Origin of the sequence: Kribbella sp. NBC_01505 (genome assembly GCF_045040285.1) — a bacterium.
In the GTDB taxonomy this organism is placed as follows: domain Bacteria; phylum Actinomycetota; class Actinomycetes; order Propionibacteriales; family Kribbellaceae; genus Kribbella.
Genome location: NZ_CP109425.1, coordinates 7,784,443 through 7,810,693 on the forward strand (window position 1 = coordinate 7,784,443; position 26,251 = coordinate 7,810,693).

Consider the following 26,251-nt stretch of genomic DNA (forward strand, 5'->3'; position numbering starts at 1 on the left):
TCTTAAGTGCGGCCCTCTTTCTCCTGGGCCTCGAAGAGGGTCGGCTGGGTCTCGGCATCGAGTCCCCAGTCGGCCCTCAGCACTGAGTAGCCGGCCTTCTCCGCGACCGCGCACACCTTCACGTCGTCGTCGACCAGGACAGCGACGGGTTTGTCCTCGGACAGCTTGCGGAGCCGGTCGATCTTCATCTGGGCGCCGGGGCGGCGGTCGGTGTTGCGGCGCATGTAGACCGTGCCCTCGGGGAAGCCGTTGTCCTTCAGCCACTTGAGCGTGTCCCGGCGCAGGCGCTCCGGGCGGCCGGTCAGGTAGACGATCTCGTGATCCGCCGCGAGCGTGGTCGCGACCGCGAGGCCCTCGTCCAGGACGGCGTCGTTCTTGGCCTCGGCGAAGAACGAGTCCCAGTCCTTCGGCTTGCGGTCCAGGAAGTGGATCCGCTTGCTCGTGTCGGACAGGGTGGCGTCGATGTCGAGGACGGCGTACGGGCGAGGTTCGTCAGGCACGACGCCCAGCTTCCCAGGTACGCCGGTCGATCGCGTACTCGACCTCGCCGAACTCGGTCCCCGGCAACGGCTCGTCGAAGTGCTCGTGCCACAACCGCGCGAACCGCATCCCGCTGCGCCGCATGACCGCCCGCGACCGATGATTCACCGCCATCGTGTCGGCCACCACCCGCTCCATGCCGAGCTCCGTGAACGCGTACTCGATCAGCATCCGCGTCCCCTCGGTCGCATACCCCTTCCCCCACGACTTCCGGTTCAGCCGGTACCCGACATCCACGGTCGTGGCATCGTCCGTCGGCTGCAGCCCGAACCACCCCACGAACGCCCCACCGTCCTTCTCCTCAGCCGCGAAAGTCCCCAGCCCCGGATGCTCGTCGTACACCCGAAGCATCCCCGGCAACACCACCCCCACAACCTCCTCACGAGACGTCACCCGCCCCGTCAGAAACCGCATCACCTCCACATCCGAGTCCAGCCCCACCAACAACCCCACATCCGCCCCCGTAAACCGCCGCAACCCCAACCGCCCACTCTCCACCCCCCAACCCTCCCACCCAAAGTCGCCCCTCCCACCCAAAGACGCCCAGCCCGCCCAAAGGCGCGCCGCCTGCTCTTTGAGCACGCCGTCCATCTTTGTGCCCCCACCAACCATTTCCCGAGCCCATTCGTGACTGGTGCGTGCACAAAGTCGCCTCGCCCGCCCAAAGATGTTCCGACCGCCCAAAGATGGCCTGCCCGCCCAAGGGTGCGCGGGCTGCTCTTTGGGCGCGCCGTCCATCTTTGTGCCCCCATCAACCGTTTCCGGGGCTCGATCGTGACTGGTGGGTGCACAAAGATGCGCCGTCCGCCCAAAGATGTTCCGACCGCCCAAAGATGGCCTGCCCGCCCAAGGGTGCGCGGGCTGCTCTTTGGGCGCGCCGTCCATCTTTGTGCCCCCATCAACCGTTTCCGGGGCTCGATCGTGACTGGTGGGTGCACAAAGATGCGCCGTCCGCCCAAAGATGTTCCGACCGCCCAAAGATGGCCTGCCCGCCCAAGGGTGCGCGGGCTGCTCTTTGGGCGCGCCATCCATCTTTGTGCCCCCACCAACCATTTCCCGAGCCCGATCGTGACTGGTGGGTGCACAAAGACGCGCCGCCCGCCCAAAGATGTTCCGACCGCCCAAAGATGGCCTGCCCGCCCAAGGGTGCGCGGGCTGCTCTTTGGGCGCGCCATCCATCTTTGTGCCCCCACCAACCATTTCCCGAGCCCGATCGTGACTGGTGGGTGCACAAAGACGCGCCGCCCGCCCAAAGACGTTCCGCCCGCCCAAAGATGTTCCGCCCGCCCAAAGATGTTCCGCCCGCCCAAAGATGTTCCGACCGCCCAAAGATGTTCCGACCGCCCAAAGATGGCCTGCCCGCCCAAGGGTGCGCGGGCTGCTCTTTGGGCGCGGGGTCCATCTTTGTGCCCCCACCAACCATTTCCCGAGCCCGTTCGTGACTGGTGGGTGCACAAAGTCGCGCCGTCCGCCCAAAGATGTTCCGACCGCCCAAAGATGGCCTGCCCGCCCAAGGGTGCGCGGGCTGCTCTTTGGGCGCGGGGTCCATCTTTGTGTCCCCACCAACCATTTCCCGAGCCCGTTCGTGACTGGTGGGTGCACAAAGACGCGCCGCCCGCCCAAAGATGTTCCGACCGCCCAAAGATGGCCTGCCCGCCCAAAGACGTGCCGCGTGCTCAAGGAGCAGGCGGCGCACCTTTGGGCGCGGAGGTGGAGGGGCGGTGTCGGGAAGGGCAGGGGGTGGGGGTTTGGCTCGGCGAGTTGGATGCTCGGCGGGGTGCTCGAGCGGCCTCGGTGAGCGGCTACTACGTGTCCTTCGCAACATCCGCCTGGTCGGGGTCCTGCTTGTGCTCGCATCAACCGTTTCGGGGCGCCGATCGTGGCTGGTGGGTGCCCAAAGTCGTGCAGCGTGGTTGTGGAGTGGGGGATGGGTGTCCGGAGTGTGGGCGGTTGGGGGGTTGGGGTGTGTTGGGTTGGGTGGATTTCGGGTGCTCGGGTTAGCGTTCTGACCGCAATGGACGACTCGATCACGTTTCTGCACAGTTCGGACTGGCAGCTGGGAATGCTGCGCCGGTTCCTGGGGCCGGACGGTCAGGCCCGATGGGGGCAGGCCCGGCTCGATGCTGTCGCGCGGATCGGCGACGTCGCCGAGCGGACCGGGGCCGCGTTCGTGGTGGTGACCGGGGATGTGTTCGAGCACAACCAGGTGGAGCGGCAGACGATTCTGCGGGCCTGTGAGGCGCTGAAGCGGATCGAGGTGCCGGTGGTGCTGCTGCCGGGGAACCACGACGCGCTCGAGCCGGGTTCGTTGTGGACGTCGAGTCAGTGGCAGGCCCACGCGCCGAAGCATGTGCACGTGCTGACGGATACGACGCCGGTGGAGATCGTGCCGGGCGTCGAGGTGGTCGGAGCGCCGTGGCGGTCGCGCCGGCCCACGTCCGACCCGGCCGCGGCCGCCTACGCGGACCTCGAAGCAGCACCAGCCGGTACGACGCGAGTCCTGCTCGTGCACGGTCAGCTCACCAGCCTCAGCGGCGGCATGTCCGAAGTGCCGCCGATCGACCAGACGGCCCTCGAGGCCGCGGTGGCCGCCAACAAGGTCCAGTACGTCGGCCTCGGCGACCGGCACTCGACCACGCGGGTGACCGACCGGATCTGGTTCTCCGGGACGCAGGAGGTCACGACTCCGGAGGAGAACGACCCGGGCAACGTGCTGAAGGTGACCGTCAGCCAGAGCGTGATCGAGGTCGAGCCGATCCGGGTCGGCGCCTGGCACATGGTCGACCACCGCGTGGAGCTGTTCGACGAGGAGTCGCTCAACGCGCTCGAGGACTGGTTCGCCGAGCTGCCCGACAAGGAGCGCACGTACGTGCGGCTGGCGGGAGACGGTTCGCTGAGCCTGCCGCTGCTCAGCCGCCTCGACACGATCATCGACGTACAGGGTGAGGCGTTCGCCAGCGTCGAGAAGTGGACGAAGTTCTGGACGGTGCGACCGGCTCCGGACGCGGCGGATCTGGATGCGTTGCAGCTGAGCGGTCCGGCCCGGGCGGCGATGGAGGAGTTGCGGCAGGCGCTGGCCGGCGGCGACGAGGGCGCGGGCGCTGCGTTGTCGCTGATGCACCGATTGGCGCGGGACGCGGGATGAGGCTGCACTCTCTGACGCTGCGGGATTTCCGCGGCGTCAAGGACCGTACCGTTCGCCTGCCCGCCCTCGGCACGACCGTCGTGGTCGGTGACAACGAGGTCGGCAAGTCCAGCCTGGTCGAGGCGTTCGGGCTGATCTTCGACCTGCCTGACGACTCCAAGTCGACCCGGATCCGCGACATCCAGCCGGTCGGTCAGGACGTCGGTCCGGAGGTGACCGCCGAGCTGACCCTGGGCGGTCGCGAGCTGACCTACACCAAGCGCTGGCTGAAGAACCGGTCGACCGAGCTCGCCGTGGTCGAGCCCGACGGCCGCCGTACTGCGTGGACCGGGCGCGAGGCGCACAACGAGGCCGAGCGGCTCTTCCACGAGTACGTCGACCCGGTGCTCTGGCAGACGCTCATGGTCAGCCAGGGGCAGTCGCTGATCCTGCCGACCCCGGCCGACGCCGAGCCGCTGATCACCGCCGTCACCGCCGAGTCCGGTACGCCGGTCGACGGCGCCTCGATGCCGTTGGTGAGTGCGGTCGAGCACGAGTATCTGCGCTACTGGACGCGCGGTGGACGAGCGACCGGGGACTACGCGAGGTCGGAGAAGGCTGTCGCGGCGGCCGAGTTGCAGGCGGCGCAGGCGCTGAAGGCGATGGATGAGGTCCAGCAGGACATCCGCCGGGCCGAGCGGTTGACCCTCGACCTGGCCGATGTCGACGGTCGTCTGGGCGATCACCTGGGCACGGTCGAGGAGGTTCGCGAGCGTAAGCAGGCGACCGACGAAATCCTGCTGCGCCGCGACTCGATCCGGTCCCGGGCCGAGACTGCGCGCGCTCGCCTGGTGAACCACACCCGCACCCGGGACGAGCGGGAACGCCTGCTCGACGAGGTCGAGCGGTTCACGAAGGCCGACGCCGAGCTGGCCGAGCGCCGGACCGACGCGGACACGGTCGCGAAGGCTGCGGCCGAGACCGTGCAGGCCGCTGAAGCCGCGCTGGCCGAGGTGATCGAGCTCAAGGACCTCCGCCGGACCGACGTGCAGGAAGCCGAGCGGCGGGTCAGCCAACTGGTCGACCAGGCCGAGCTCGAGCGGCTGGTCGGACAGCAGACCGAGCTGATCGACGTACGCGCGCGGATCGTGGCGGCCGCGGCGATCCTCGACAAGATCAAGGTCGACGATCGGCTGTTCGAGGCGCTCGAGGACGCGCGCGGTGCGGTTGTCGAGGCGCGCGCCGCGCTGGCCGCCGGCGTTCCGGAGGTCGTCGTACGGCGGCTTGGCGCGGAGCCCGTCGAGTTGTCGGGCAAGGGCGTTGAGGCTGGCTCGGGGCGGATGCCGAAGGAGCTCGGGTTCGACGAGACGGCTGAGCTGCTGGTCTCCGGTGAGCTGGTCGTCGGCGTACCGGGGCACGTCGAGGTCACCGTGCGCGCGGGCGGTGAGGCGGCGATGCTGCGGTCGCGGGTCGACGACGCCGTACGGCGTGAGAAGGAGCTGCTGAAGCAGGCCGGCGTGAAGGATGTCGCGGCCGCGCGGGAGCAGTTGCGGCGGGCCGATACGACGTCGGCGGAGCTGCAGGAGGCTCGGCGGACCGAGCGGTCGCTGACGTCCGCCGGGGATCCCGGGGAGCGGATCGCGGTGCTGACCGCGCGCCTCGGGCTCGGCGACGACGACGCTGAGCAGAGTGGCGGGAAGCCGGCAGCCGTCGAGGGTGTGCCAGGGCAGATGTCGTTGTTCGAGGAGTTCAGCTCACCGCTCGACACGCTGTTCGACGACTTCGAGCTGCCAGAGCTCCCGGTGGACGATCTGGCTGCGGCGCAGCGGGTGTTGGATGACGCGCGCGCTGAGCTGGCCGGGGTCGAGCGACTGCTGACGGATGCCGAGTTCGCCGCCGCGCAGGCTCGGAAGGCGGCCGACGAGGACCGCTCCGAAGCTCAGCAGGCGCGGGCCCGGTCGGAGATCGCGGGGGAGCGGTTGGCCGCGGCCGTCGACGCGCTTGGAGCCGCGCGGAAGCTGCTCGACGACGAGGCGGTGAGCGCGGCCGAGACGGACGCCACGGCTGAGGTCGAGGCGGTGCTTGAGGAGCTGACCACGGTCCAGGAGCAGGCCGATGCGGCCGGTGCCGACCAGGTTGCTGGTGAGCTCGCGGATGCGTTGGTGGTTGCGACCCGGATGCAGGGGGAGCGGGACACGCTTCGCGATGCGCTGCGGACGACCGAGGGCCGGTTGGAGCAGTCCGGCCGCGATGGGTTGGCCACTCGGCGCGATGTTGCTGACCTGGAGTTGGCCGCCGTACGGAATGAGCACGAGAGCCTGCAGCGGCGGGCCGAGGCGGCGCGGCGGGTCTACGAGACGCTGGGCCGGCATCGGGCCGAGGCACAGACGAAGTACTCCGAGCCGTTGCAGACCCGGATCGAGGCGCTCGGGCGCAGTGTCTACGGGCCGTCGTTCAAGGTCTGGCTCGATGACGACCTCGCGGTCGCCGAGCGCGAGATGGACGGGATCCGGCTGCCGATCGAGGCGTTGTCGACCGGCGCGCAGGAGCAGCTCGCGATCATCACCCGGCTCGCGATCAGTCACCTCGTCAGCACCGGCGACGGCAGCGTGCCGGTCATCTTCGACGACGCGCTCGGCTGGTCCGACAAGGCCCGGCTGCGCGACATGGGCGCACTGCTCGGCCGCGCCGGGGACCACGGGCAGGTCATCATCCTGACCTGTATGCCGGACCGCTACGAGTACGTCCCGAAGGCGACGTTCATCAAGCTGGACGGATGATCCGCTCCGGGTAGCTGTAGACCACGCAGCGCTCACCGCGCATGAACCCGGCGATCGTCACGCCGAATTTCCGCGCGAGATCGACAGCCAGACTCGACGGTGCGCCGACGGCGACGATCATCCCGAGACCGGCCGCGACAGCCTTCTGGACGATCTCGTAACCGACGCGACCGCTCACCGCGAGCACCAGTCCCTTCCGGGCGTGCTGGTTGAGCACAGTCCAACCGACGACCTTGTCGACGGCGTTGTGCCGGCCGACGTCCTCGCGGACCACGATCTTGCGGCCGTCGGTCGTGAAGAGGCCGGCCGCGTGCAGACCACCGGTGCGCGAGAACGTGGGCTGGGCTTCGCGGAGCAGATCCGGGAGGCGCCGTACGACGTCGATCGGCACCTCGACCGGATCGACCGGGTCGTAGTCGCGCTCGGCGAGTTCGTCGAGGGACTGCTGGCCGCAGACCCCGCAGGCTGCGGACGTGACGCCGTACCGCTGGGGTGGTTCGCGGTCGGGCGGGCCGTCGAAGGTGACGGTGACGGTGTTGAACTGCTGGTCACGGGTGAGCTTGTTGTCGGTGCAGTACGCGACCGTGGAGATCGCGCCCGGCCGGACCGCGAACCCTTCGCCGAGGCAGAAGCCGGCGGCGAGCTCGAAGTCCGAACCGGGGGTGCGCATGGTGACGACGAGCGGCTCCGGCGGCCGGCCCGGCCACTCGAGTCGGAGCTCGAGCGGCTCCTCGGTCACGACGACATCTTCACGCCGCGAGGTGCGCTCACCGTCGAGCACCTCGACCTTGAACCGGCTGGTCGGAGCTTTGGTCATGACTCCACGTTAGGCGGTCCATCCACGTCTTGTAGCCAGCCAGTCCAGGAACGTCCATGCGTAGAGACGTTGATGCTCGCGGATGGCCGGCGTACAGCCCGGTGGCGGGGGCTTGTCCGGGTTCTTCAGCATGTACGCCGCGATCAGCGCCACGAAGCAGTCGAGGTGCTCAGCCGGTACGTCGGCAGTCAGGCGACTGCTGCGGATCGCGGCGCCGGTGTCGATGCCGTGGTGCTGCGCCATCGGCAGCAGACCGACCCAGTCCATCCAGCGGGGGCCGAGCGCGAGCCAGTTCCAATCGACTGTCCAGCACTCGCCGCGCGTGTCGATCAGGAGGTTGTCCGGTCGGAGGTCGCTGTGGGTTGCCGCGGTTCCTTGCAGCGCCTCGGGTGCCAGCTCGACGAGATCGGAGAGCTCCGGCAGGATCCGCCATACCCATGGTTGGAGGCGTTGCGGCAGCTCGCGGTCTCCGGCCAGGATCTGCTTCGGCACCAGCAGCGCGGACTCGCCGCTCTCGAGATCCATCAGAAACGTGTCCAGGCCGGCGATCGGGCTGGGCGTCATCGCCTCCGCGAGCGCCTCGCACCGTGCGGTCACCACGGCGAAGTCCTCGGCCGTCCACGGCGCGCCCGGCATCCGCCCCGGCACCCACTCGGAAACCACCGCGAACCAGTTGTCGGTCCGGGCGGTGGTGACGATGGCCGGCGCGTGCGCCTCGGCCGGCAGTTGCGGGACGACCTCGGCCTCGCGCTGGTAGGCGCCGTACGAGTGGATGGTGTCGTCCGACGCCTTGATGAAGACCCGGCGGCCGTCCGCGAGCTCGGCTGGAGCCGCGAACCCACCGGTGAACCCGGAGCGGACCGACGACCCCACCGACGCGATTTCGGTGCCTAGGGCAACTTCCAGCGCGTGCTTGAGCGCATCCGGGAGGCTGCCCCAGGCGGGACGCGCGGAGGTAGCTCGGTAGTCGACGTCGGGTGGACCGCTCATGTCCACAGACGATAGAGCGCGGGCGCCGCTTCCGCGCGGGGTTTATCCGGACAGGTTGAAACCCAGATCGAAAGGTCGAGCGGGACCGGCCCGTCGCCCCTTACCATCGCAGCGAAATTTCTCGTTCGAGCTGCTCCGAAGGGTTGGGACATATGCATCAGGGACGAATGATCGGCATCACGCTGGCGGCGCTGGGGATGGCGCTGGCCGGTGGGTCGTTGCAGGCCGCGGCGAAGGAAGCTCCGGCGGTCGTCGCGAAGCCCGCCGTGGCGTTGGCCGGTACGCCGGGGATGTCGCCGGCGCCGGAACGCGCCACCTACGTCGGCCGGAACGACTTCTACGACTACAACTGCCGGTCCGGCCGGGCCTGCCTGGCCGTGTGGAACGAGCCGGGTGGCAACTGGCGGGTCTTCGACATGTACGCGTGCACGACCTACCGCCTGTCGAACGCGTTCGGCCAGGGAGGGCTCAAGAACAACCAGACCGGTGGCGCGCTGGTCAGCATGTACGGCTCCAGCGGCAACCACCTTTACTCCTTCGGGACTGCGGGGCAGGAGCCGCACGAGGTCAGAGACCTGAGCCCGGTGTACACCGTTCGCCCCTGCTGAGTTAGCGGGCGCCGTTCCCCGATGCCGCGTGGGATCGGGGGACCGGCGCTCCGGTGGATTAGCGTGCTGCTGTGGCTCTGCACGTGCTGGACCTGATCGGGATCTTCGTGTTCGGGATCACCGGCGCTCTGGTCGGGGTTCGCAAGCAGCTGGATGTGTTCGGGATCCAGGTGCTGGCGCTGGTGACCGGGCTCGGCGGTGGGTTCATCCGCGACGTACTGATCGGCGCGACGCCGCCGGCCGCGCTGAAGGACTGGCGCTATCTGGTGGTGCCGATCGTCGCCGGGCTGATCACGTTCTTCCTGCATCCGGGGATCGAGCGCCTCGAACGGCTGGTGAACATCTTCGATGCGGCCGGCCTCGGCCTGTTCTGCGTGACGGGTGCGCTGAAGGCCGTGTCGTACGGCCTGTCGCCGCTGTCGGCTGCCTTGCTCGGCACGATCTCCGGCATCGGCGGCGGCGTGATCCGCGACCTGCTCAGCGGCCGCGTCCCCGTCGTACTCCGGCGGGAGATCTACGCCACCCCGGCCTTTCTGGGCGCCACCATCGTGGTCGTCGCCTCGGCCCTCGACTACAACGCCCTCTGGGTCTCGTACGTCGCCGTCCTCACCTGCTTCGCCATCCGCCTCCTAGCCATCCGCCGAGGCTGGAACGCGCCGCTACCTCGCACCCACTAGCCGTACCGGCGGACGGGTAGTAGTCCGGTTGGCGTGGCGGCCGGGAGCGTGGGCGACGCCGTGACACTGCCCGGATCGGCGACCGCTACCCGTTCTTCGGTACGGCGGTGCCGTGGGCGGAGGTGGTTCGGGGCGGTGGCCAGGCGGTTTGGTCGGTGATCCGTCGCGGTGGTTGGTCGCCGCTGCGGCCGGTTTGACTGAGACGGGTGGCTGGGGAGGTCTTTGGCTGAGGGGGATGGTTCGGTTGGTTACCGCGGTTCCCGTTGCCTGTGGTTGACGTGCTGTGGTTCCGCCGACGATCAGGAGGCTCGATAGCTGGCCCGTCGCGGTGGTTGCTGCCGGCAAGAGCAGTTGGCCGGGGGATGCCGTTGGTGGGTGAACCCTCTGTGCTGCCCGCGAGCGAAGCCACCGTGCCGCCGCGAGTGAAGCCACCGTGCGAGTGTGCGTGCTGGGTTGTCGAGTGTGAGGAGTGTGCCGCAGATATCGATTTCCGGCGGCACGGTCCGCACAGTCGGAGGCTGTTCGCACGGTGGCGCCACTCGCGGGGCGGTGACTGGCCGGTCCGGGGAGCGGAATCCACCTGAAGACGATGGGTAATGCTCCCCGGTGGCACGGTCGGGGGCTGTTGGTGTGGTGGTGTCGGTTGCGGGGCTGTGGTTGGTCGGGTTGGGGAGCGGAATCGACCCGAAGATGACGGGTAACGCTCCCCGGCACCCCGCACCCTGGGTCACCCAGCACGCAACGGGACACCGGCGAACCCAGGATCCAAGCTCACCGCGAACCCAGGATCCAAGCTCACCGCGGGCAGAGGATCCAAGCTCACCGCGGGCAGATGGCTTGGTCGGTGCTTTTTCTCGAATAGCGACCCGAAGTTACCGACTACCGTCACCCTGCCCACCCCAGCCGTAGCCCGGAAGCTCAAGCAACCGCAACCTCGGTCACCGACCGCACCACCCGGCCCAGCCCGAGACCACCTCAGCCACCCGTCTCAGTCAATCCGGCCGCAGCGGCGACCAGCCACCGCCGACCGTGTCCGGCCGAATCCGAGCGGCGGGATGGGACGAGCACATTCAGGAAGGAGGGGCTACTGACCAACCCAAGACCTCAGCCACCGCCACCACCCCAACCGAGGAGATCCACGGATACCTGCTGCCAAATACCGGCAGTAATCCCCTGTGAACCGGGCAATCGCCGTACCGGCGCTGGTCAGTTGTGGGCGAAGGTGGTTCTGGGGCGGGCGAAGGTGGTGGAGGCGGCGGCTATGAAGGCGCAGGCGATGCCTACGCCGAAGGGGACCCAGTAGGCGTCCGAGGGGCCCCAGAGGTCTACTGCGTGGCCGGCGGCGGCGTTGCCGGGGGCGACGCCTAGGAGGATGCCGGTGACGGTCCAGGTGATGGCTTCGGTAAGGCGCTCGGGCGGGACCCACTCCTCGACGCAGGCGGTGACCGCGACCATGGTCGGGGCGATCGTCATGCCGCAGCAGAAGAGGACGACGCCGAGCATCCAGACGCTGTCGACCCAGGGGAGGGGGGCCAGGGTGATGGCTAGCAGGATCGTTCCGATCAGCAGCCTGCGTTCGACTGGAGCGCGCCAGTGCACCGAGCCGTACCAGAGTCCGGCCAAGAGGCTGCCGAACGCCCAGACGGCCAGTACGACGCCAGCCATGCTCGCCTGGCCCTTGAGGGTGGCGAAGGCGACCGTGATCACCTCGGCCCCGCCGAGCGTCGCGCCTAGGCCCAGGCCGATCAGGCTGAGCAGGGCGATCGACACCCACGGCATCGGCGCCTGCTCGTTGCCGTTGGCCTTGCCGCGACCGGGCGGGTCGGAGGCGCGCAGGAACGCGAGCCACAGACCACCGAGCAGGCCGAGTGCGGCGGCCGTGGCGAGCCCGGCGTACGGGCTGATCTCGGTCGCGAGGAAGGTGACCACGACCGGACCGATGATGAAGACGACCTCGTCGCCGACCGCCTCCAGCGCGAACGCCGTCTGCAGCGCCCGGCCGCGGCCGAGGAGGTGGGTCCAGCGGGCCCGGACGAACGAGCCGACCTGCGGACGGGTGCCACCGGCAACGAATGCGAGCACGTCGAGGGCCCAGGTCGGCGCATCGGCCTTGACCGCGATCAGCAGCGCCGACAGTCCGACCGTGCAGAGCACCGAGCCGACGATCAGCAGCATCCGCTGCCCGAAGCGATCGACCAGCCGACCTTGGATCGGACCGGTCAGCGCGCCCGCGACGACGGCGACTCCGGAGACCGCGCCGGCCAGGCCGTACGAACCGCTCTCGCGGGCGATCAGGATCACGACACCGAGCCCGGTCATCGAGATCGGCATCCGGCCGAGCACCCCGGCACTGAAGAACGCGCCGGCGCCGGGACGGCGCATCAGGTGCAGGTAAGGCTTCAGCATGGCAGTTGCACCTTAGCCCCTCGGGCACTAGGTCCTGACATCGACCTGCGGCCCCGCGCACCATCGTTTCGGTCCGGCTGAGAGACTGGAACCATGTCCGTCGGTACCACAGATGCTGCCCCGTACGACGCCGTCCTCCTGCTGTCCTTCGGAGGACCCGAGAAGCCCGAAGACGTGCTGCCGTTCCTGCAGAACGTCACCCGGGGCCGGGGGATCCCGGACGAGCGGCTGAAGGAAGTCGGCGAGCACTACTACTCGTTCGGCGGCAAGAGCCCGATCAACGACCAGAACCGCGCGCTGCTGGCCGCGCTGCGGGAGTCGTTCGCCGAGGCCGGCCTGGAGCTCCCGATCTACTGGGGCAACCGGAACTGGGCGCCGTACCTGACCGACACCCTGCGCGAGATGGCTGCCGACGGCATCCAGCGCGCGGTGGTGATCGTCACCGCGGCCTACCCGTCGTACTCGGGCTGCCGGCAGTACCGCGAGAACCTCGAGGACGCGGCCAGCCAGGTGCCGAACGCGCCCCGGCTCGACAAGCTGCGCCACTACGCCAACCACCCGGGCTTCGTCAGCTCGTTCACCGAGGCGACCGCCGACGCGCTCAGCACGCTCCCCGCGGGCAGTGCGGTCGCGTACGTCACGCACTCGATCCCGAACGCGATGAACGACACCAGCGGTCCGGACGGCAACGGGTACGTCGACTGGCACCTGGACGTCGCTGCGGAGATCGGCGCGGAGCTGGAGCGCCGGACCGGACAGACCCGGCGTACCGATCTCGTCTACTGCTCGCGCTCCGGCCCGCCGCAGATGCCGTGGCTCGAGCCGGACGTGAACGACCACCTCGAGGCTCTGGCGGCCGACGGGGTGCCCGGAGTGGCCGTCGTACCGATCGGGTTCGTGAGCGACCACATGGAGGTCATCTACGACCTCGACACCGAGGCGGCCAAGACGGCCGCGAAGCTCGGACTGCCGATGGCCCGCGCGGCGACGCCCGGGACCGATGAGCGGTTCGTCACGATGTTGCGCGACCTGGTCGTCGAGCGCGCCGCCGCCGAGCGCGGCGAGCAGCCGCAGCGGCCCTGCGTCGGCAAGCTCGGCCCGGCCTGGGACGACTGCCGGCACGACTGCTGCCCGGCCCTGCGCCGACCGACTCGACCCACTGTGAAGGAACCTGTATGAACCCCCAAGACCTCCTCAAGCTCGCCGTGACGGTCGCCGAAGAAGCCGCGGCCCTGATCGTCGAGCGGCGCCGGGGGACCATCACGGTCGCCGACACCAAGAGCACGATCACCGACGTGGTCACCGCGGTCGACCGGGAGTCCGAGGAGCTGATCCGCGCCCGCGTGCTGCAGGCCCGGCCGGACGACTCGTTCCTCGGCGAGGAGGGTGACGACGTGGTTGGCACCAGCGGGGTGCGCTGGGTCGTCGACCCGATCGACGGCACGGTCAACTACCTCTACGACCACCCGACGTACGCCGTCTCGATCGCTGTCGAGGTCGACGGTACGACGGTCGCCGGGGTGGTCGTGGACGCGCCGAAGGGCGAGGTGTTCACGGCGACTCTCGGGGGCGGCGCGTTCCTGGACGGCAAGCCGATCCGGGCCTCGGACTGCACCGAGCTGGCGAAGGCCCTGGTCGGCACCGGCTTCGGTTACGACCCGGCCCGGCGCCAGGTCCAGGCCGAGGTGATCACGCACCTGATCGCCGAGGTCCGCGACATCCGCCGGATCGGGGTCGGCGCGATCGACCTGTGCTACGTCGCCTGCGGCCGGCTGGACGCGGTCTACGAGCGCGGCCTGAATCCGTGGGACTACGGCGCCGGCGCCCTGATCGCCTCCGAGGCCGGGGCGAAGGTCGGCGGCCTGCACGGAGCGCCCGTATCGCCGGAGATGTCGATCGCGGCCGCGCCGGAGCTTTTCGGACCGTTCCACGACCTGCTGGCCGCGGCCGACCCCCTGCACGCTTAGTTGCAGTTTTGTGTTCATTTCTGCTCGAACTGGGCGGTAATGAGCATTCAATTGTTCGGTCCTGACAATTGTTGCGACACGCGGGTCACAAGTTGGACCCCGGCGCGCGCGAAGGGCCTTCGATAGGGCACAATCCCGTCCTCGGGAGCGGAAGTTGCCGCTCTCGGCCTGGCTGTCAAGGGTTTCGGGGGACGAAACGTTCGGCGCGGTGCTTCAGCGCGGAATTTCTCGGCCACTCCACCCGTTCAAGGGCTCAGCAAGGCAACACCACGGGTACGAAGAGGGCAGGGAACACCATGGCGACTGATTACGACGCCCCGCGCAAGACGGACGAAGACGCTTCCGAAGAGTCGATCGAGGAACTGAAGACTCGCCGTCACGACAAGAACTCCGGCAAGGTCGACGAGGACGAGGCGGAGGCGGCCGAGAGCTTCGAGCTGCCCGGTGCCGACCTGAGTCACGAAGAGCTGGCAGTGCGGGTGCTGCCACGCCAGGCCGACGAGTTCACGTGTTCGAGCTGCTTCCTGGTTCACCACCGCAGCCAGCTCGCCGAGACGAAGAAGGGCCAGCTGATCTGCCGCGACTGCGCGGCCTGACCCAGAGCCCTCTTCTTCGCACGACAAGCGACGAACGGGACTGTCCTCGAGCGAGGACGGTCCCGTTCGTCGTGTCTGAATCAGTCCTTGTCGATGCTCTTCACGAGCCCGCTGGCCACCGTGCCGTCCTGCTCCCAGCCGGGAGGGGCGTGTCCGGTGGACCGCAGGTAGTACGACGCTGCCTGGCGCTCGGCGAACACCGTCGCGACGGCTGCGGCAGCAGCGCTGGCAGCTGCCCAGGCGGCGACCTCCAGATACCCGCCTTGGCCCTTCTTCGGCGGCTTGCCGCCCGAGCCGAGCTTCCAGGCCGCGCCGACCGCCTTACTGGCCGCGATACCGACTGCGACCGAGAATGCGGTCTGCACCAACTTCCAGCCGATCTTGGCTCCGACCACGACATACCCTCCTCAGCGAATTGCCTGACAGTCAGGATCTTGTCACGCTGTGCCCGCTCAGAGCGGCTGCCAACCGTTCCGGGTTCCGCGTGGCGAGCACCCAGTACGGTGTGGGGTCGCCCGGATCGGTGATCGCGACCCGGACCGCGCCGGGGGCGTAGCTGCGCAGCAGCAGGTAGGCCTTGGGGTCACAGTCGCGGCCGAAGGCGTTCCGGGCAGCTTCGCCGGTCAGTGCCTCGACAGGGCCCAGATGGGCGCGCTCGATGACGGCTCGGCCGGCCCGGAGGCGATCGGCATCGACCTCGACGCGGGCGCCGCCGTACCGGATCAGGATGGTGAGCAGGACGGCCAGCGTGATGCCGCCGACGATGATCCCGGCCGGCAGCCCGGCCGGGACGGCAGTGATGCCGAACAGCGTCACGACAGCGGCGGCGGAGATGATCCACCAGGACAACGGCACGCTCAGTTTTTCGCGGTAGACACCCACAGGGCCAGCCTGGCATGCGACGTCTCGGAGCGCGTCGGTAGGGTCGCCTCTCGTGACTGAGGTTCTCATCCAGCGACTCGACCCCGACCTGCCGATTCCGGCGTACGCACATCCCGGCGACGCCGGTGCGGACCTGGTGGCGGTCTCCGACATCACCCTGAAGCCCGGCGAGCGCGGCCTGGTCGGTACGGGCATCGCGATCGCCTTGCAGGACGGGTACGTCGCCCTCGTGCACCCGCGGTCCGGACTGGCCGCCAAACACGGGGTGTCGATCGTGAACGCGCCGGGCACCGTGGATGCGGGCTACCGGGGTGAGATCAAGGTCTGCCTGATCAATCTCGACCCGCACGCCGAGGTGACACTGAAGCGCGGCGACCGGATCGCGCAGCTGGTGATCCAGCAGGTCGAGAAGGCCAAGTTCGTCGAGGTGACCACGCTGCCCGGCTCCGACCGCGGCGAGGGCGGGTACGGCTCGACGGGTGGCTTCGGGAATGTGACACGCTGAACAGGTGCGACGGGTGACACCTTTGATGCGGGAGACTACCGCCGCCAAATCAATACAACGCAGTGGAATCGACTTGGGAAGTAGGCAAGAGCTGTGATCTTCCGTCGGAAGAGCAAGAACGAAGACCTCGAGACCGCGACCGACGAGGCGGCCACCGGTACGGCGGAGCCGCGTGCCGAGGGCCCGTTCGACTCGACCGAGGTGGACCCGGAGCTGCTCGAGGCGGAGGACCGGATCGACCTCGGCGCCCTCGTGATCAGCGGGCTCCCGGGCATGGAGCTGCGGCTGCAGGTCGACGAGCAGTCCGGCGACGTGCAGGCGATCCTGCTCGTCGTCGAGGACTCCGCGCTGGAGCTGCGCGCCTTCGCGGCGCCGAAGCGCACCGGCATCTGGGACGAGGTTCGCCAGGAGATCGCCGGCGAGGCGACCCGGATGGGCGGCACCGCGACCGAGTCCGAGACGGGCTTCGGCACCGAGCTGGTGCTGGTCGTCCCGGTCGAGGACCCGGACGGCAAGATCTACAGCCAGACCTCGCGCGTCGTCGGTGTCGACGGTCCGCGCTGGCTGCTGCGCGCCACCATCCTCGGCCGCGCCGCGGTCGACCCGGAGGCCGCGCCGCCGCTCGAGGAGACGCTGCGTCAGGTGATCGTCGTCCGCGGTGACGAGCCGATGGCTGTGCGTGAGTCCCTGCCGCTGCGGCTGCCCGAGGGCGCCCAGCCGGTGGAAGAGGCTCCGGAAGCGTAGCCGGACTACAATCACAGCTATGGGTAGCGACAAACCCGCCGGCCTGTTCCGGCGGGCCTTCCGCGGGCTGGCCGGCGACCGGGACCAGCAGGACGCAGAGGTCCTTCGGGACTACGCGCACGACTGTGGCGCGCGGTCCATCACCGGCTGCCGCGACCGCGAGGTCGTCACGCTGTACGGCACGTTGCGGACCATCACGTTCAGCCCGCGCGGCGGCGTACCAGCGTTGGAGGGTGAGTTGTACGACGGCACCGGCACGGTGAAGCTGGTCTGGCTGGGACGGCGCAAGATCGCCGGCATCCACCCGGGCTCGGAGCTGACCGCCTCCGGACGGATCGGGGTCGTCGACGGCGACCGGGTGATGTTCAACCCGCGCTACGAGCTCCGTCCGACGGCTGCGCATGGCTGACACCGAGGTCACCCCGCCGAAGAGCACCACCAAGCAGGTCCTGGGCTGGGTCGGCATGCTGGTCGACATCGGCCTGCCGTGGATCGCGTTCACCGTGGTCTACGCGTTCAGCGACCACGACCTGAAGCTGGCCCTGATCGTCGCGATCTCGGCGGCCGCTCTGGTCGGCGTCATCCGCCTGATCCAGCGCAAGCCGATCGCGAACGTGATCGGCGGCTTCGTCGGCGTCGGCATCTCCGCCTTCACTGCGTCCCGCACGGGTCAGGCCGAGGATGTCTTCCTCCCCGGCATCATCCTGAACGCGAGCTTCTTCGTCGTCTACGCGATCACGCTGATCACCCGCTACCCGCTCTTCGGCCTCCTGTACGGCGCCATCACCCAGACCTGGCTGGCCTGGCGCCAGGACGAGGTCCTCTACCGGGCCCTCAACCGCGTCACCATGGTCTTCACCGCCCAGGTAGGCATCCGCCTGGCCATCATGCTGCCCCTGTACCTCACCGACAGCGTGAACGCCCTGGGCGTAGCCAAGATCGCCCTCGGCCTCCCCTTCTACGCCCTCACCCTCTGGGCCGCGTACGCCGTCCTCCGGAGCTCCATGCCCGAAGACAAGTGGGACGAAGTCAAAGAGAACTTCACCCACCTCCTCAAGGGCACCCAGCCGCCACCACCCGAGGACAAGAAGACCGAAGAGCCTGCTCGCGAATCCTGAGCAGGCCTCCGGTCACTCTCCATCGATCCCGCGAGCCCTTGGCCGTCTCGTCGTCAGGACCGGCAGAAGCAGTATTGCGACAGCTGCTCCGCCCCAGAGCACGCGGCTGGTCTGCCAGTCGCCCGTGCTGGTGTAGGGGAAGATCGGCACGTGGCGAGCGCCCGGCCGGGCCAGCGAGACCGCCAGCGCGACGCCGACGATGGCTGCTGAGGCTGCTCGGGCCGGGCCGGTCGAACCGCGGGAGCGGGTCCAGGTCATGAAACCGATCGCGCAGATCATCGCGGCGCCACCCTGCCAGGCGATGTCCCAGGTGTGCCCGAAGTACGCCGTACTGGTCCATCGCAGCGCCAGCAACCAAACGACCAGCAGAAGGAGGGGGCCCGTCGACCGGGCTGTGGTCCGCCAGCGCAGTCCTCGGGGCAACGTGTCGATCAATGAGGCTGCTGGCTCGCGGTAGCACCAGACCGCGATGCCGGCGAGCAGGCCGACTGCTGTCCCCTGCAGGGGCCACAAAACGTACGGACTGCGCTCGACCAGTCTGAGCAATCCGATCAGAAGGGCCGCGCCCACCCCGAGGAGTCCCCAGGGCACGGCGCGGTGGCTGTAGGTGATCATCAGTGCGAGGGGATCGGGTTGACCATCATTTCCTGGACGCCACCGGTGATAGCGAGGCCGCAGGTGACGACGGCGATCACCACGACCACGCCCAGTACGGCGTACAGCTTGTTGCGCGGCTGTTCGCGATCGTGCAGGAGCGCGAGTACGACTCCCAGACAGCAGAGCGCGAGGAGATAGCCGCAGTACCACTGTGGTGAGCCCGTCATGATTCCGACGCGCTCGTTGTCACCCGGTACCCCCATCTGGCCGGTGAAGTAGGTCCACGGCGCGATCAGCCGCGGATAGCGCAACGGCTCGAAGAGGCCTTGCATCACGATGGTCTCCGCGACCAGCAGCACGGCGAAGATCGGCGCGGCGCCACGTCGATGGACCCACCGGCCGAGCACGAGACCCAGGATCGGGCCGCCGAGTGACGGGATCAGCCCGAGGGCGACCAGGTTCGCATACGCCCAGCCGTCACTGACCCCGCCGAAGGGCGCACCGTTCGGTTCCGACGGCCAGTAGCTGTAGGCCCAGACCGCCCAGACGAGCCAGGCCAGACCGACGGTGAACGGGACCACCAGTGCGCCGACCAGTGCAAGGGTCCGGGTGCGTTCACCGACCACCACGGCACCGGCCGCATCGGCAATCTGGTCGGAACTGCGGGTCAGCGAGGCCATCACCAGCAGGCCGATGACACCGAGTCCGGCGGCCGGGCCGATCACGTTGTCGAGGGAGGAGCTCCGGGTGTTCGCGCCGCTCGACGTCAGGGCGACCAGGACGACCCCGATCAGGAACAGTGGGTGACGGGCGTACCGGACAATCTCTTTGCGGGTCAGCTCAGCCAGCATGGACTCACCTGCCAGAGCATCGAGTGGGACGGTGGTGGCGCTCATCGGGCCTCTCCGATCTTGGCGTCGCTGCGGACGAGGAGGTAGGCGTCCTCGACGGCGGGATCCGCTCGCCGGCTGCCTGCGGCCGGCGCACCGCCGAGTGATCGGACCTCGCCGTTGCCGGTCCGCCAGGACGACAAGGCCCCAGTGTTGGACTCGGCTCCGACCCAGACCTGCCCTTCGGCCAGACCGACAAGCTCGGGCACGGTTCCGTCGAAGCGGATCCGTCCGGCATCGAGAATGATCACCCGGTCGCAGAGTGCCGAGACGTCCTCGGTCTGATGGGTGGACAGCAGCACAGAGCCGCGGGTCGCGTACAACGAGAGGATGCCGCGGAGCGAGGCGCGTTGTTCCGGATCCAGGCCGGTGGTTGGTTCGTCGAGGATGACCAGGTCGGGATCACCCATCAGCGCCTGAGCGAGGGCGAGCCGGCGACGCTGGCCGCCGGACAGGGCAGAGACCCGCTTCGTCCGGGACTCCTCCAGATTGACCAGCCCGAGCACCCGCAGTACTTCGCGGTGCCGAGCCTCGCGGTCCTTCCATTCCTTCAGTACGGCGATGTAGTCGAGGAAGCCGAAGCTGGTCATCCGGCGCGGGATCCCGACCTCCTGGGGCAGGTAGCTCAGTCTGCGCCGCGCGGCGGTCCGGTCCGCGATCCCGCCGGTGGCCAGATGCCCACCGACGACGATCCGGCCGGCCGTCGGCGGCATCGCGGTCGCGAGCAACCGGAGCATGGTGGACTTGCCGGCGCCGTTCGGGCCGAGCAGGCCGATCACCCCGGGGCCGAATACGAGATCGGTCGGATGCAGTGCCTCCGTCCCGCCGTAGGACTTGGCGACGCCGTCGAGGACGGCGATCTGGACGCTCATGCGTAGCCTCCTGGTGCGTGATAACTGCTGAGTCGGACGGTGAGGACGGCCAGTGCCAGGAGGGCTGCGGCGGCGAAGGCCAGTTGAGCGACGAGGGTGTCGACAGCAGAGACCTGGTCGACGGCGCGGAGGGTCGCAACGACGAGCAGCCAGATCACGGCGACGGTGCCGCCGGCCGTGGCGGCGTTCCACCAGGTCAGCAAAGCGAGAGCAAGAAGAGTCAGGGTCAGTGCCGGTAGCAACCAAGTGAACGCGTCGGCTCCCACGAAGGGCAGGACCAGACCACCAACCAGTACCAACGGGAGTGCGACCGCCACCGCGAAAGCAGTTCGCAGCAAGGCGATCCGGAGTTTGCTGTACGGCGTACCGGCGGCGAGCTCGCGGATCGGGTCGGTCGAGTCATAGGCCGCCGCCACAATGATTGCCGGGAGCAGCGGTGCGACCAGGAGATAGAAGGCACGCTGCTCCACAGCCGGCAACATGGTGCCTGCGACTCCCAGGACGAACGCTCCGACCAGCGACAGCAACCACGGCCGGTACAGCGAGCTGGACGCTCGCAGGATGACCGCGTCGGTTTCGCCGAGCCCGAGTCGCTGGAGAACGCGGAGGAGCCACGATGTCTTGGGTGCAGCGGTGGCGATCAGCACGCCGGTCCAGACGTCCTGCAGGACGTCCTTCGGAGCGATCGCCGAGGCCAGCGCCAGGCAGTCGGAGCAGCCGACGATGTGAACCTCAACTGCGGCCTGCGGTCCGAGATCGAGAGTGCCGGCGGCATATCTGCCCAGCAACTCGGGACCGAGGTGCCATTCGCCTGCCATCAGATTCTCCCGTCCCTGATCGGCAGCAGCCGTTCGCGCAGCCTGACCTTGGCCACCCGGAGGCGGCTCTTGACCGTGCCCTGCGGGATGCCGAGCAGACTGGCCGCTTCCTTGGTGGTGAGCCCGTCGATCACGGTGGCCTGGACGATCTCCCGCAACTCGGGCGGCAGCGATCGCAACGCCCGGCCGACGTCGCCGTACTCGACACCGAGGAGCAACTCGTCCTCGGCGCTCTGCACCAGGTCGGTGGCGGCATCGACGATCTCCTCGCCGAGTGGATCGATCGCGGGCCGGCCGCGGAGGGCGGAGACGAGGCGGCGGACCGAGATCCCCCAGAGCCAGGCCGCCACCTCGCCCTCACCCCGCCAGCGTCCCGCTGACTGCCAAACGGCGACGAAGGTGTCCTGCAACGCGCCGGCCACCAGTTCTGCGTTGCCGCAGCGCCGGTTCAGCCGGAGCAGCAGCCAGCCCGCGTGCCGTTCGTACAAGAGCCGCAGCGCAGCCTCGTCTCCGGCGGCGATCCGCCGCAGGAGGTCCGAGTCGGTCGACGTGCTCATACCCTGACTGTCGCAGGGAACGACCCCAGCGGATCGACCTTTTTTTCAAGCCTGCAGGACGGGGGCGGGGTCGGCCGTTACTGGGGGCGGCCGGGGCGGTGGTGGTGGGGGGAGAGCATGTCTTCCAGCTGCTCTTCGGTTTCGTCGGCGGCTACGAAGAGGAGCTCGTCGTTGAGCTCGAGGGTGCCGTCGGGTTCCGGGCGGAGGACTCGGCCTTCGCGGAGGATGACCACCAGGGCGGTGTCCAGGGGCCAGTCGATGTCGCCGACCCGGCGGCCGATCATGGGGGAGTCCTCGGGGAGGGTGAGCTCTACGAGGTTGGCGTCGCCTTGGCGGAAGGTGAAGAGGCGGACGAGATCACCCACGGAGACTGCTTCTTCTACCAGGGCGGACATGATGCGCGGGGTGGAGACGGAGACGTCTACGCCCCAGGCCTCGTTGAACATCCACTCGTTGCGCGGGTGATTGACCCGGGCAACGGTCCGGGGGACGCCGAACTCGGTCTTGGCGAGCAGGGAGACGACGAGGTTGACCTTGTCGTCGCCGGTGCTGGCGATCGCCACCTGGCAGCGCTGCAACGCGGCCTCTTCCAGGGACGACAGCTCGCAGGCGTCGGCGAGCAGCCACTCGGCGCGCGGTACCGACTCGGCCTTGATCGCTCGGGGGTCCTTGTCGATCAGCAGGACCTCGTGGCCGTTGTCCAGCAGTTCGCTGGCGATCGACCGGCCGACCTGTCCGGCCCCGGCGATGGCTACCCGCATCACAGCTCCTCAGGCTTGGTGCCGAGCTGGGACTCGATCGCGGCGGCGTCCCGCTCCAGCATCACGACGTGGACCAGGTCGCCCTCCTGGATGACCGTGTCGGCCCTGGGCAGGAAGCCCTCGCCGAGCCGGGTCAGGAATGCGACACGCGTCCCGGTGGCCTTCTCGATGTCCAGGGCGAGCCGGCCGACCCAGTCCGAGTGCACGTGCACCTCGGCGAGCCGGATGGTGGCCGATGGATCGCGCCACTCCGGCTCCGAGCCCTCGGGCAGCAGCCGGCGGATCATCTGGTCGACCGTCCAGCGGACCGTGCCGACCGTGGGGATACCGAGCCGCTGGTAGACCTCGGCGCGGCCCGGGTCGTAGATGCGCGCCACCACGTTGCCGATCCCGAAGTTCTCGCGGGCCACCCGGGCGGCCAGGATGTTCGAGTTGTCGCCGTTGGAGACCGCGGCGAACGCCTCGGCCTCCTCGATCCCGGCCTCGATCAGCACCTCGCGGTCGAACCCCATCCCGGTGACCGTGCGGCCGGTGAAGTTCGGGCTCAGGCGGCGGAACGAGTCCGCGGACTGGTCGATGATCGCGACCGTGTGGCCACGCTTCTCCAGAGTTCTGGCCAGCGTCGAACCGACGCGGCCGCACCCCATGATGACGACGTGCACTCGCTGATCACTCCTTGCCCCAACGGGGGCACAATGGTCGGTTCGGCAGGGATAGACGCTACAGGAGACTCGGGGGCCCTCTAACATCTCCCGTGTGACTCCCGCTCTCGGCGATATCGGTAAACGGCTGCTGCTCGGTCGCAAACTGCGCAGCACCCAGCTGGGTGAGACGCTTTTGCCCAAGCGGCTCGCCCTTCCGGTGTTCGCCAGTGACGCACTGTCCTCGGTCGCCTACGCACCTGACGAGATCTTCCTGACCCTGTCCATCAGCGGCCTGGCCGCCTACAGCTTCTCCTGGAAGATCGGCCTGCTGGTCGCGTTCGTGATGCTCGTCGTGGTCGCGTCGTACCGGCAGAACGTGCACGCCTACCCCTCCGGTGGCGGTGACTACGAGGTCGCCACGGTCAACATCGGCCCGACGGCCGGCCTGACCGTGGCCAGTGCGCTGATGGTCGACTACGTGCTCACGGTGGCCGTGTCGATCTCCTCGGGCGTGCAGAACGCGAAGTCCGCGCTGCCGTTCCTGGCCGGCCACGAGGTGCCGATCGGGGTCGGGCTCGTGCTGCTGCTGACCGCGATGAACCTGCGCGGCGTCCGGGAGTCCGGTGCCTTCTTCGCGATCCCGACGTACGTGTTCATGGCCGCGGTGATCGGGATGTCACTGTGGGGAGTCGTCCGCTACGCGTTCGGTGACCTGCCGATGGCCGAGAGCTCGCACTTCGAGGTCCGGCCCGAGCCGGGACACGAGGTGTTCAACGGACTCGCGGCGGTCTTCCTGCTGGCCAGAGCCTTCTCCTCAGGATGCGCTGCGCTGACCGGTGTCGAAGCGATCAGCAACGGCGTACCGGCGTTCCGGAAGCCGAAGAGCAAGAACGCGGCGACCACGCTGCTGCTGCTCGGCACGATCGCGGTCACGATGCTGATGAGCATCCTGTTCCTGGCCGACAAGATCCGGCTCCGGTTCGCCGAGGACCCCGCGACCCAGCTGACCCAGAACGGCGAGCCGGTCGGCCCGGGCTACGCCCAGAAGACCGTGATCGCCCAGATCGCGGACTCGGTCTTCTCGAACTTCCCGCCCGGGTTCTACCTGGTGATCGGCGCGACCATGCTGATCCTGGTGCTGGCCGCGAACACGGCGTTCAACGGCTTCCCGGTGCTCGGCTCGATCCTGGCCCGGGACGGCTTCCTGCCGCGGCAGCTGCACACCCGCGGCGACCGGCTTGCCTACAGCAACGGAATCATCCTGCTGGCGCTGTGCGCGATCGGCCTGATCATCGCCTTCGACGCCGAGGTCACCAAGCTGATCCAGCTCTACATCGTCGGGGTGTTCGTCAGCTTCACGCTCAGCCAGTTCGGCATGATCCGGCACTGGACGCGGCACCTGAAGAGCGAGACCGACGGCGGCAAGCGCCGGCAGATGATGCGGTCCCGGGTGATCAACACGGTCGGCCTGACCATGACCGGCATCGTGCTGGTGATCGTGCTGCTGACCAAGTTCACCCACGGCGCCTACATCGCGATCATCGCGATGGCCGCGCTGTTCCTGCTGATGAAGGGCATCCGCCGGCACTACGACACGGTCGGTAAGCAGACGGCCGTGGACGGTGACGAGACGCTGATGCTGCCGTCCCGCGTGCACGCCATCGTGCTGGTCTCCAAGCTGCACAAGCCGACCCTGCGCGCGCTGGCCTTCGCCAAGGCGGCCCGGCCGTACACAGTCGAGGCGGTCACGGTGGACGTCGACCGGGACGAGTCCGACGTACTGCAGTCGGAGTGGGACCGGATGGGGATCCCGATCCCGCTGAAGCGCCTCGCGTCGCCGTACCGGGAGATCACCCGGCCGATCCTGCAGTACGTGCGGGACATCCGCAGGCAGTCGCCGCGGGACGTGGTGATGGTCTACATCCCCGAATACGTGGTCGGACACTGGTGGGAACACGTGCTGCACAACCAGAGCGCACTGCGGCTCAAGGGGCGGCTCTTGTTCACACCTGGTGTGATGGTTACGTCCGTTCCTTACCAGCTGATCTCGTCCCAGGTCGCTGAGGAGCGGCAGGACCGGGAAGAACGGGTCGCCGGACAGGTACGTCGCGGGCCCCGCAAGTCGTCAGGAGATCGGTGACAGCCGAGAACACAGCCGAGAACATCGTCGGGACGGTAGTTGAGGTCGAAGTAGGACCAGTGGCGCACGGTGGCCACTGTGTGGCCCGGTACGAGGGCCAGGTCGTCTTCGTCCGGCACGCGCTACCAGGCGAGCTGGTGCACGCCCGCATCACCGAGCAGACAGCCAAGTACCTGCGGGCCGACGCCGTCCAGGTGCTCACACCGTCGCCACAGCGGATCGAGCCGCCGTGCCCGCACGCGGGTCCGGGGCTTTGTGGTGGATGCGACTTCCAGCACGCCAACATCGTCGAGCAGCGCCGGCTGAAAGCCACCGTCGTCTCCGACACGCTGCGGCGGATCGGTGGGATCGAGCGGACCGTGGTGATGGAGTCACCCGGGGACGACGGCCTGGGCTGGCGCACACGACAGCGGTACGCCGTAGTCGACGGCCGACCGGGGATGCGTGCGCACCGGTCCCATGACCTGATCCCGATCGACAAGTGCCTGATCGCTCACCCAGCGACTCCGGATGTGCTGTCGCAGCGGTGGCCTGACGTGGCGTCTGTTCAGGCTGTGGTGTCGTCTGAGGGCAAGACTGCGGTGGTCACGGACTCTGCGTCGGCTGGTCGAGTTGTAGAGGTTGTGCGGAACCGACGGTTCCGGGTCGAGGCCAACGGGTTCTGGCAGGTGCATCCGGCCGCTCCGGAGACGCTGGTGGACGCTGTGATGAGCGGACTCGAGCCTGCGGCGGGGGAGACCGCTCTGGACCTCTACTCCGGTGTGGGGCTCTTCGCGGCGTTCCTGGCCGAGGCTGGGTGCACTGTGCTCGCGGTGGAGGGCGACAAGGACGCGGTGAAGAACGCACGCCGCAATCTGCACGATCTGCCGGGTGTGACGCTCGAGGCAGGTGATGTGGACCGGGTGCTGAACACAGCGATCCGCCAGGGGCTCGAGCACGTCGACCTGGTCGTGCTGGATCCGCCGCGGACAGGTGCCGGGAAGGACGTCGTACGGCGAATTGCGGCGCTGGCGCCGCGACGGATCGCCTACGTAGCGTGCGACCCGGCCGCGTTGGCGCGGGATCTGAAGACGTTCGGGCGGCTCGGTTACGGGATCGCGTCGCTGCGGGCCTTCGATCTGTTCGGGATGACACACCACATCGAGTGCGTCGCCGTGTTGCAGCCTGTGGACAACTGACCTGTGGACAGCTGAGTGGTGGGTGTCCGGAGCCTCGGGT

At 68.6% G+C, this 26,251-nt stretch carries 27 protein-coding genes; 13 read left to right on the forward strand and 14 right to left on the reverse strand.

Annotated elements, in window-relative coordinates; genetic code table 11:
- Positions 1–2: 2 nt before the first annotated feature.
- Together OG474_RS36605 and OG474_RS36610 are read right to left on the reverse strand one after the other, a co-directional pair.
- The gene (locus tag OG474_RS36605) at positions 3–500 is read right to left on the reverse strand and encodes an HAD family acid phosphatase (protein WP_405058222.1); all 498 of its coding nucleotides are present in this window, start codon (positions 498–500) and stop codon (positions 3–5) included.
- A complete protein-coding gene (locus tag OG474_RS36610) occupies positions 493–1,038 on the reverse strand; it encodes a GNAT family N-acetyltransferase (RefSeq protein ID WP_405058223.1) in 546 nt (181 codons plus the stop codon). The genes OG474_RS36605 and OG474_RS36610 overlap by 8 nt, the downstream gene beginning before the upstream one ends.
- 1,516 nt (positions 1,039–2,554) lie before the next feature.
- Here OG474_RS36610 and OG474_RS36615 point away from each other — a divergent pair.
- Positions 2,555–3,685 carry an exonuclease SbcCD subunit D gene (locus tag OG474_RS36615; RefSeq protein ID WP_405058224.1) on the forward strand — a complete coding sequence of 377 codons (1,131 nt, stop codon included), beginning with the start codon at positions 2,555–2,557 and terminating at the stop codon, positions 3,683–3,685.
- On the forward strand, positions 3,682–6,444 hold the full coding sequence (locus OG474_RS36620) for an AAA family ATPase (protein WP_405058225.1): 2,763 nt from the start codon (positions 3,682–3,684) through the stop codon (positions 6,442–6,444). Before OG474_RS36615 ends, OG474_RS36620 begins: the two co-directional genes overlap by 4 nt.
- Here OG474_RS36620 and fdhD read toward each other — a convergent pair.
- Both fdhD and OG474_RS36630 read right to left on the reverse strand, forming a co-directional pair.
- Entirely contained in the window at positions 6,428–7,261 is an 834-nt protein-coding gene (gene fdhD / locus OG474_RS36625; protein ID WP_405058226.1) for a formate dehydrogenase accessory sulfurtransferase FdhD, read from the reverse strand. The two genes, OG474_RS36620 and fdhD, sit on opposite strands and share 17 nt — an antisense overlap.
- Positions 7,262–7,270: 9 nt before the next feature.
- Positions 7,271–8,251: a phosphotransferase family protein gene (locus OG474_RS36630; RefSeq protein WP_405058227.1), complete on the reverse strand. Its 981-nt coding sequence runs from the start codon at positions 8,249–8,251 to the stop codon at positions 7,271–7,273.
- 152 nt (positions 8,252–8,403) lie between these two features.
- Here OG474_RS36630 and OG474_RS36635 point away from each other — a divergent pair, with 152 nt between their 5' ends.
- Together OG474_RS36635 and OG474_RS36640 are read left to right on the forward strand one after the other, a co-directional pair.
- Entirely contained in the window at positions 8,404–8,859 is a 456-nt protein-coding gene (locus tag OG474_RS36635; RefSeq protein ID WP_405058228.1) for a hypothetical protein, read from the forward strand.
- 71 nt (positions 8,860–8,930) lie between these two features.
- Positions 8,931–9,536: a trimeric intracellular cation channel family protein gene (locus OG474_RS36640; protein ID WP_405058229.1), complete on the forward strand. Its 606-nt coding sequence runs from the start codon at positions 8,931–8,933 to the stop codon at positions 9,534–9,536.
- 1,206 nt (positions 9,537–10,742) lie between these two features.
- On the opposite strand, the gene OG474_RS36645 is transcribed toward OG474_RS36640, so the two are convergent.
- A complete protein-coding gene (locus OG474_RS36645) occupies positions 10,743–11,942 on the reverse strand; it encodes an MFS transporter (protein ID WP_405058230.1) in 1,200 nt (399 codons plus the stop codon).
- Between the two features lie 93 nt (positions 11,943–12,035).
- On the opposite strand from OG474_RS36645, the gene OG474_RS36650 reads away from it, so the two are divergent.
- From OG474_RS36650 to OG474_RS36660, 3 genes are all read left to right on the forward strand, one after another.
- Positions 12,036–13,121: a ferrochelatase gene (locus OG474_RS36650; protein WP_405058231.1), complete on the forward strand. Its 1,086-nt coding sequence runs from the start codon at positions 12,036–12,038 to the stop codon at positions 13,119–13,121.
- Positions 13,118–13,909, forward strand: coding sequence for an inositol monophosphatase family protein (locus OG474_RS36655; protein ID WP_405058232.1), 792 nt, complete (start codon positions 13,118–13,120; stop codon positions 13,907–13,909). The genes OG474_RS36650 and OG474_RS36655 overlap by 4 nt, the downstream gene beginning before the upstream one ends.
- A gap of 296 nt (positions 13,910–14,205) precedes the next feature.
- On the forward strand, positions 14,206–14,505 hold the full coding sequence (locus OG474_RS36660; RefSeq protein ID WP_209699760.1) for a DUF4193 domain-containing protein: 300 nt from the start codon (positions 14,206–14,208) through the stop codon (positions 14,503–14,505).
- A gap of 80 nt (positions 14,506–14,585) precedes the next feature.
- On the opposite strand, the gene OG474_RS36665 is transcribed toward OG474_RS36660, so the two are convergent.
- Positions 14,586–14,900 (reverse strand): DUF4235 domain-containing protein, encoded by a 315-nt coding sequence (locus tag OG474_RS36665; RefSeq protein WP_405058233.1) that lies wholly within the window; start codon positions 14,898–14,900, stop codon positions 14,586–14,588.
- A 31-nt stretch (positions 14,901–14,931) separates the two neighbouring features.
- Positions 14,932–15,387 carry a DUF3093 domain-containing protein gene (locus OG474_RS36670; protein ID WP_405058234.1) on the reverse strand — a complete coding sequence of 152 codons (456 nt, stop codon included), beginning with the start codon at positions 15,385–15,387 and terminating at the stop codon, positions 14,932–14,934.
- Positions 15,388–15,439: 52 nt separating this feature from the next.
- On the opposite strand from OG474_RS36670, the gene dut reads away from it, so the two are divergent.
- From dut to OG474_RS36690, 4 genes are all read left to right on the forward strand, one after another.
- Entirely contained in the window at positions 15,440–15,892 is a 453-nt protein-coding gene (gene dut / locus OG474_RS36675) for a dUTP diphosphatase (RefSeq protein WP_405058235.1), read from the forward strand.
- Between the two features lie 93 nt (positions 15,893–15,985).
- Positions 15,986–16,636: a DUF3710 domain-containing protein gene (locus OG474_RS36680; protein WP_405058236.1), complete on the forward strand. Its 651-nt coding sequence runs from the start codon at positions 15,986–15,988 to the stop codon at positions 16,634–16,636.
- Between the two features lie 19 nt (positions 16,637–16,655).
- Complete coding sequence (locus OG474_RS36685) at positions 16,656–17,045, forward strand: OB-fold nucleic acid binding domain-containing protein (protein ID WP_132169673.1); 390 nt, start codon at positions 16,656–16,658, stop codon at positions 17,043–17,045.
- The gene (locus OG474_RS36690) at positions 17,038–17,754 is read left to right on the forward strand and encodes a DUF3159 domain-containing protein (RefSeq protein WP_405058237.1); all 717 of its coding nucleotides are present in this window, start codon (positions 17,038–17,040) and stop codon (positions 17,752–17,754) included. Before OG474_RS36685 ends, OG474_RS36690 begins: the two co-directional genes overlap by 8 nt.
- Before the next feature lie 12 nt (positions 17,755–17,766).
- Here OG474_RS36690 and OG474_RS36695 read toward each other — a convergent pair whose 3' ends face one another.
- From OG474_RS36695 to OG474_RS36725, 7 genes are all read right to left on the reverse strand, one after another.
- The gene (locus OG474_RS36695; RefSeq protein WP_405058238.1) at positions 17,767–18,369 is read right to left on the reverse strand and encodes a hypothetical protein; all 603 of its coding nucleotides are present in this window, start codon (positions 18,367–18,369) and stop codon (positions 17,767–17,769) included.
- Positions 18,369–19,247 (reverse strand): hypothetical protein, encoded by an 879-nt coding sequence (locus OG474_RS36700; RefSeq protein ID WP_405058239.1) that lies wholly within the window; start codon positions 19,245–19,247, stop codon positions 18,369–18,371. Before OG474_RS36700 ends, OG474_RS36695 begins: the two co-directional genes overlap by 1 nt.
- Positions 19,244–20,113 carry an ATP-binding cassette domain-containing protein gene (locus tag OG474_RS36705; RefSeq protein WP_405058240.1) on the reverse strand — a complete coding sequence of 290 codons (870 nt, stop codon included), beginning with the start codon at positions 20,111–20,113 and terminating at the stop codon, positions 19,244–19,246. Before OG474_RS36705 ends, OG474_RS36700 begins: the two co-directional genes overlap by 4 nt.
- Positions 20,110–20,931: a zf-HC2 domain-containing protein gene (locus OG474_RS36710; RefSeq protein WP_405058241.1), complete on the reverse strand. Its 822-nt coding sequence runs from the start codon at positions 20,929–20,931 to the stop codon at positions 20,110–20,112. The genes OG474_RS36705 and OG474_RS36710 overlap by 4 nt, the downstream gene beginning before the upstream one ends.
- Positions 20,931–21,488 carry an RNA polymerase sigma factor gene (locus tag OG474_RS36715; protein WP_405058242.1) on the reverse strand — a complete coding sequence of 186 codons (558 nt, stop codon included), beginning with the start codon at positions 21,486–21,488 and terminating at the stop codon, positions 20,931–20,933. Before OG474_RS36715 ends, OG474_RS36710 begins: the two co-directional genes overlap by 1 nt.
- Before the next feature lie 77 nt (positions 21,489–21,565).
- Positions 21,566–22,249 (reverse strand): potassium channel family protein, encoded by a 684-nt coding sequence (locus OG474_RS36720; protein WP_405058243.1) that lies wholly within the window; start codon positions 22,247–22,249, stop codon positions 21,566–21,568.
- A complete protein-coding gene (locus OG474_RS36725; protein ID WP_405064650.1) occupies positions 22,249–22,896 on the reverse strand; it encodes a potassium channel family protein in 648 nt (215 codons plus the stop codon). The genes OG474_RS36720 and OG474_RS36725 overlap by 1 nt, the downstream gene beginning before the upstream one ends.
- A gap of 109 nt (positions 22,897–23,005) precedes the next feature.
- Between OG474_RS36725 and OG474_RS36730 the strand changes: the two genes are divergently transcribed.
- The gene (locus OG474_RS36730) at positions 23,006–25,033 is read left to right on the forward strand and encodes an APC family permease (protein WP_405058244.1); all 2,028 of its coding nucleotides are present in this window, start codon (positions 23,006–23,008) and stop codon (positions 25,031–25,033) included.
- On the forward strand, positions 25,030–26,211 hold the full coding sequence (locus OG474_RS36735; protein WP_405058245.1) for a class I SAM-dependent RNA methyltransferase: 1,182 nt from the start codon (positions 25,030–25,032) through the stop codon (positions 26,209–26,211). Before OG474_RS36730 ends, OG474_RS36735 begins: the two co-directional genes overlap by 4 nt.
- The last annotated feature ends 40 nt before the right edge of the window (positions 26,212–26,251 follow it).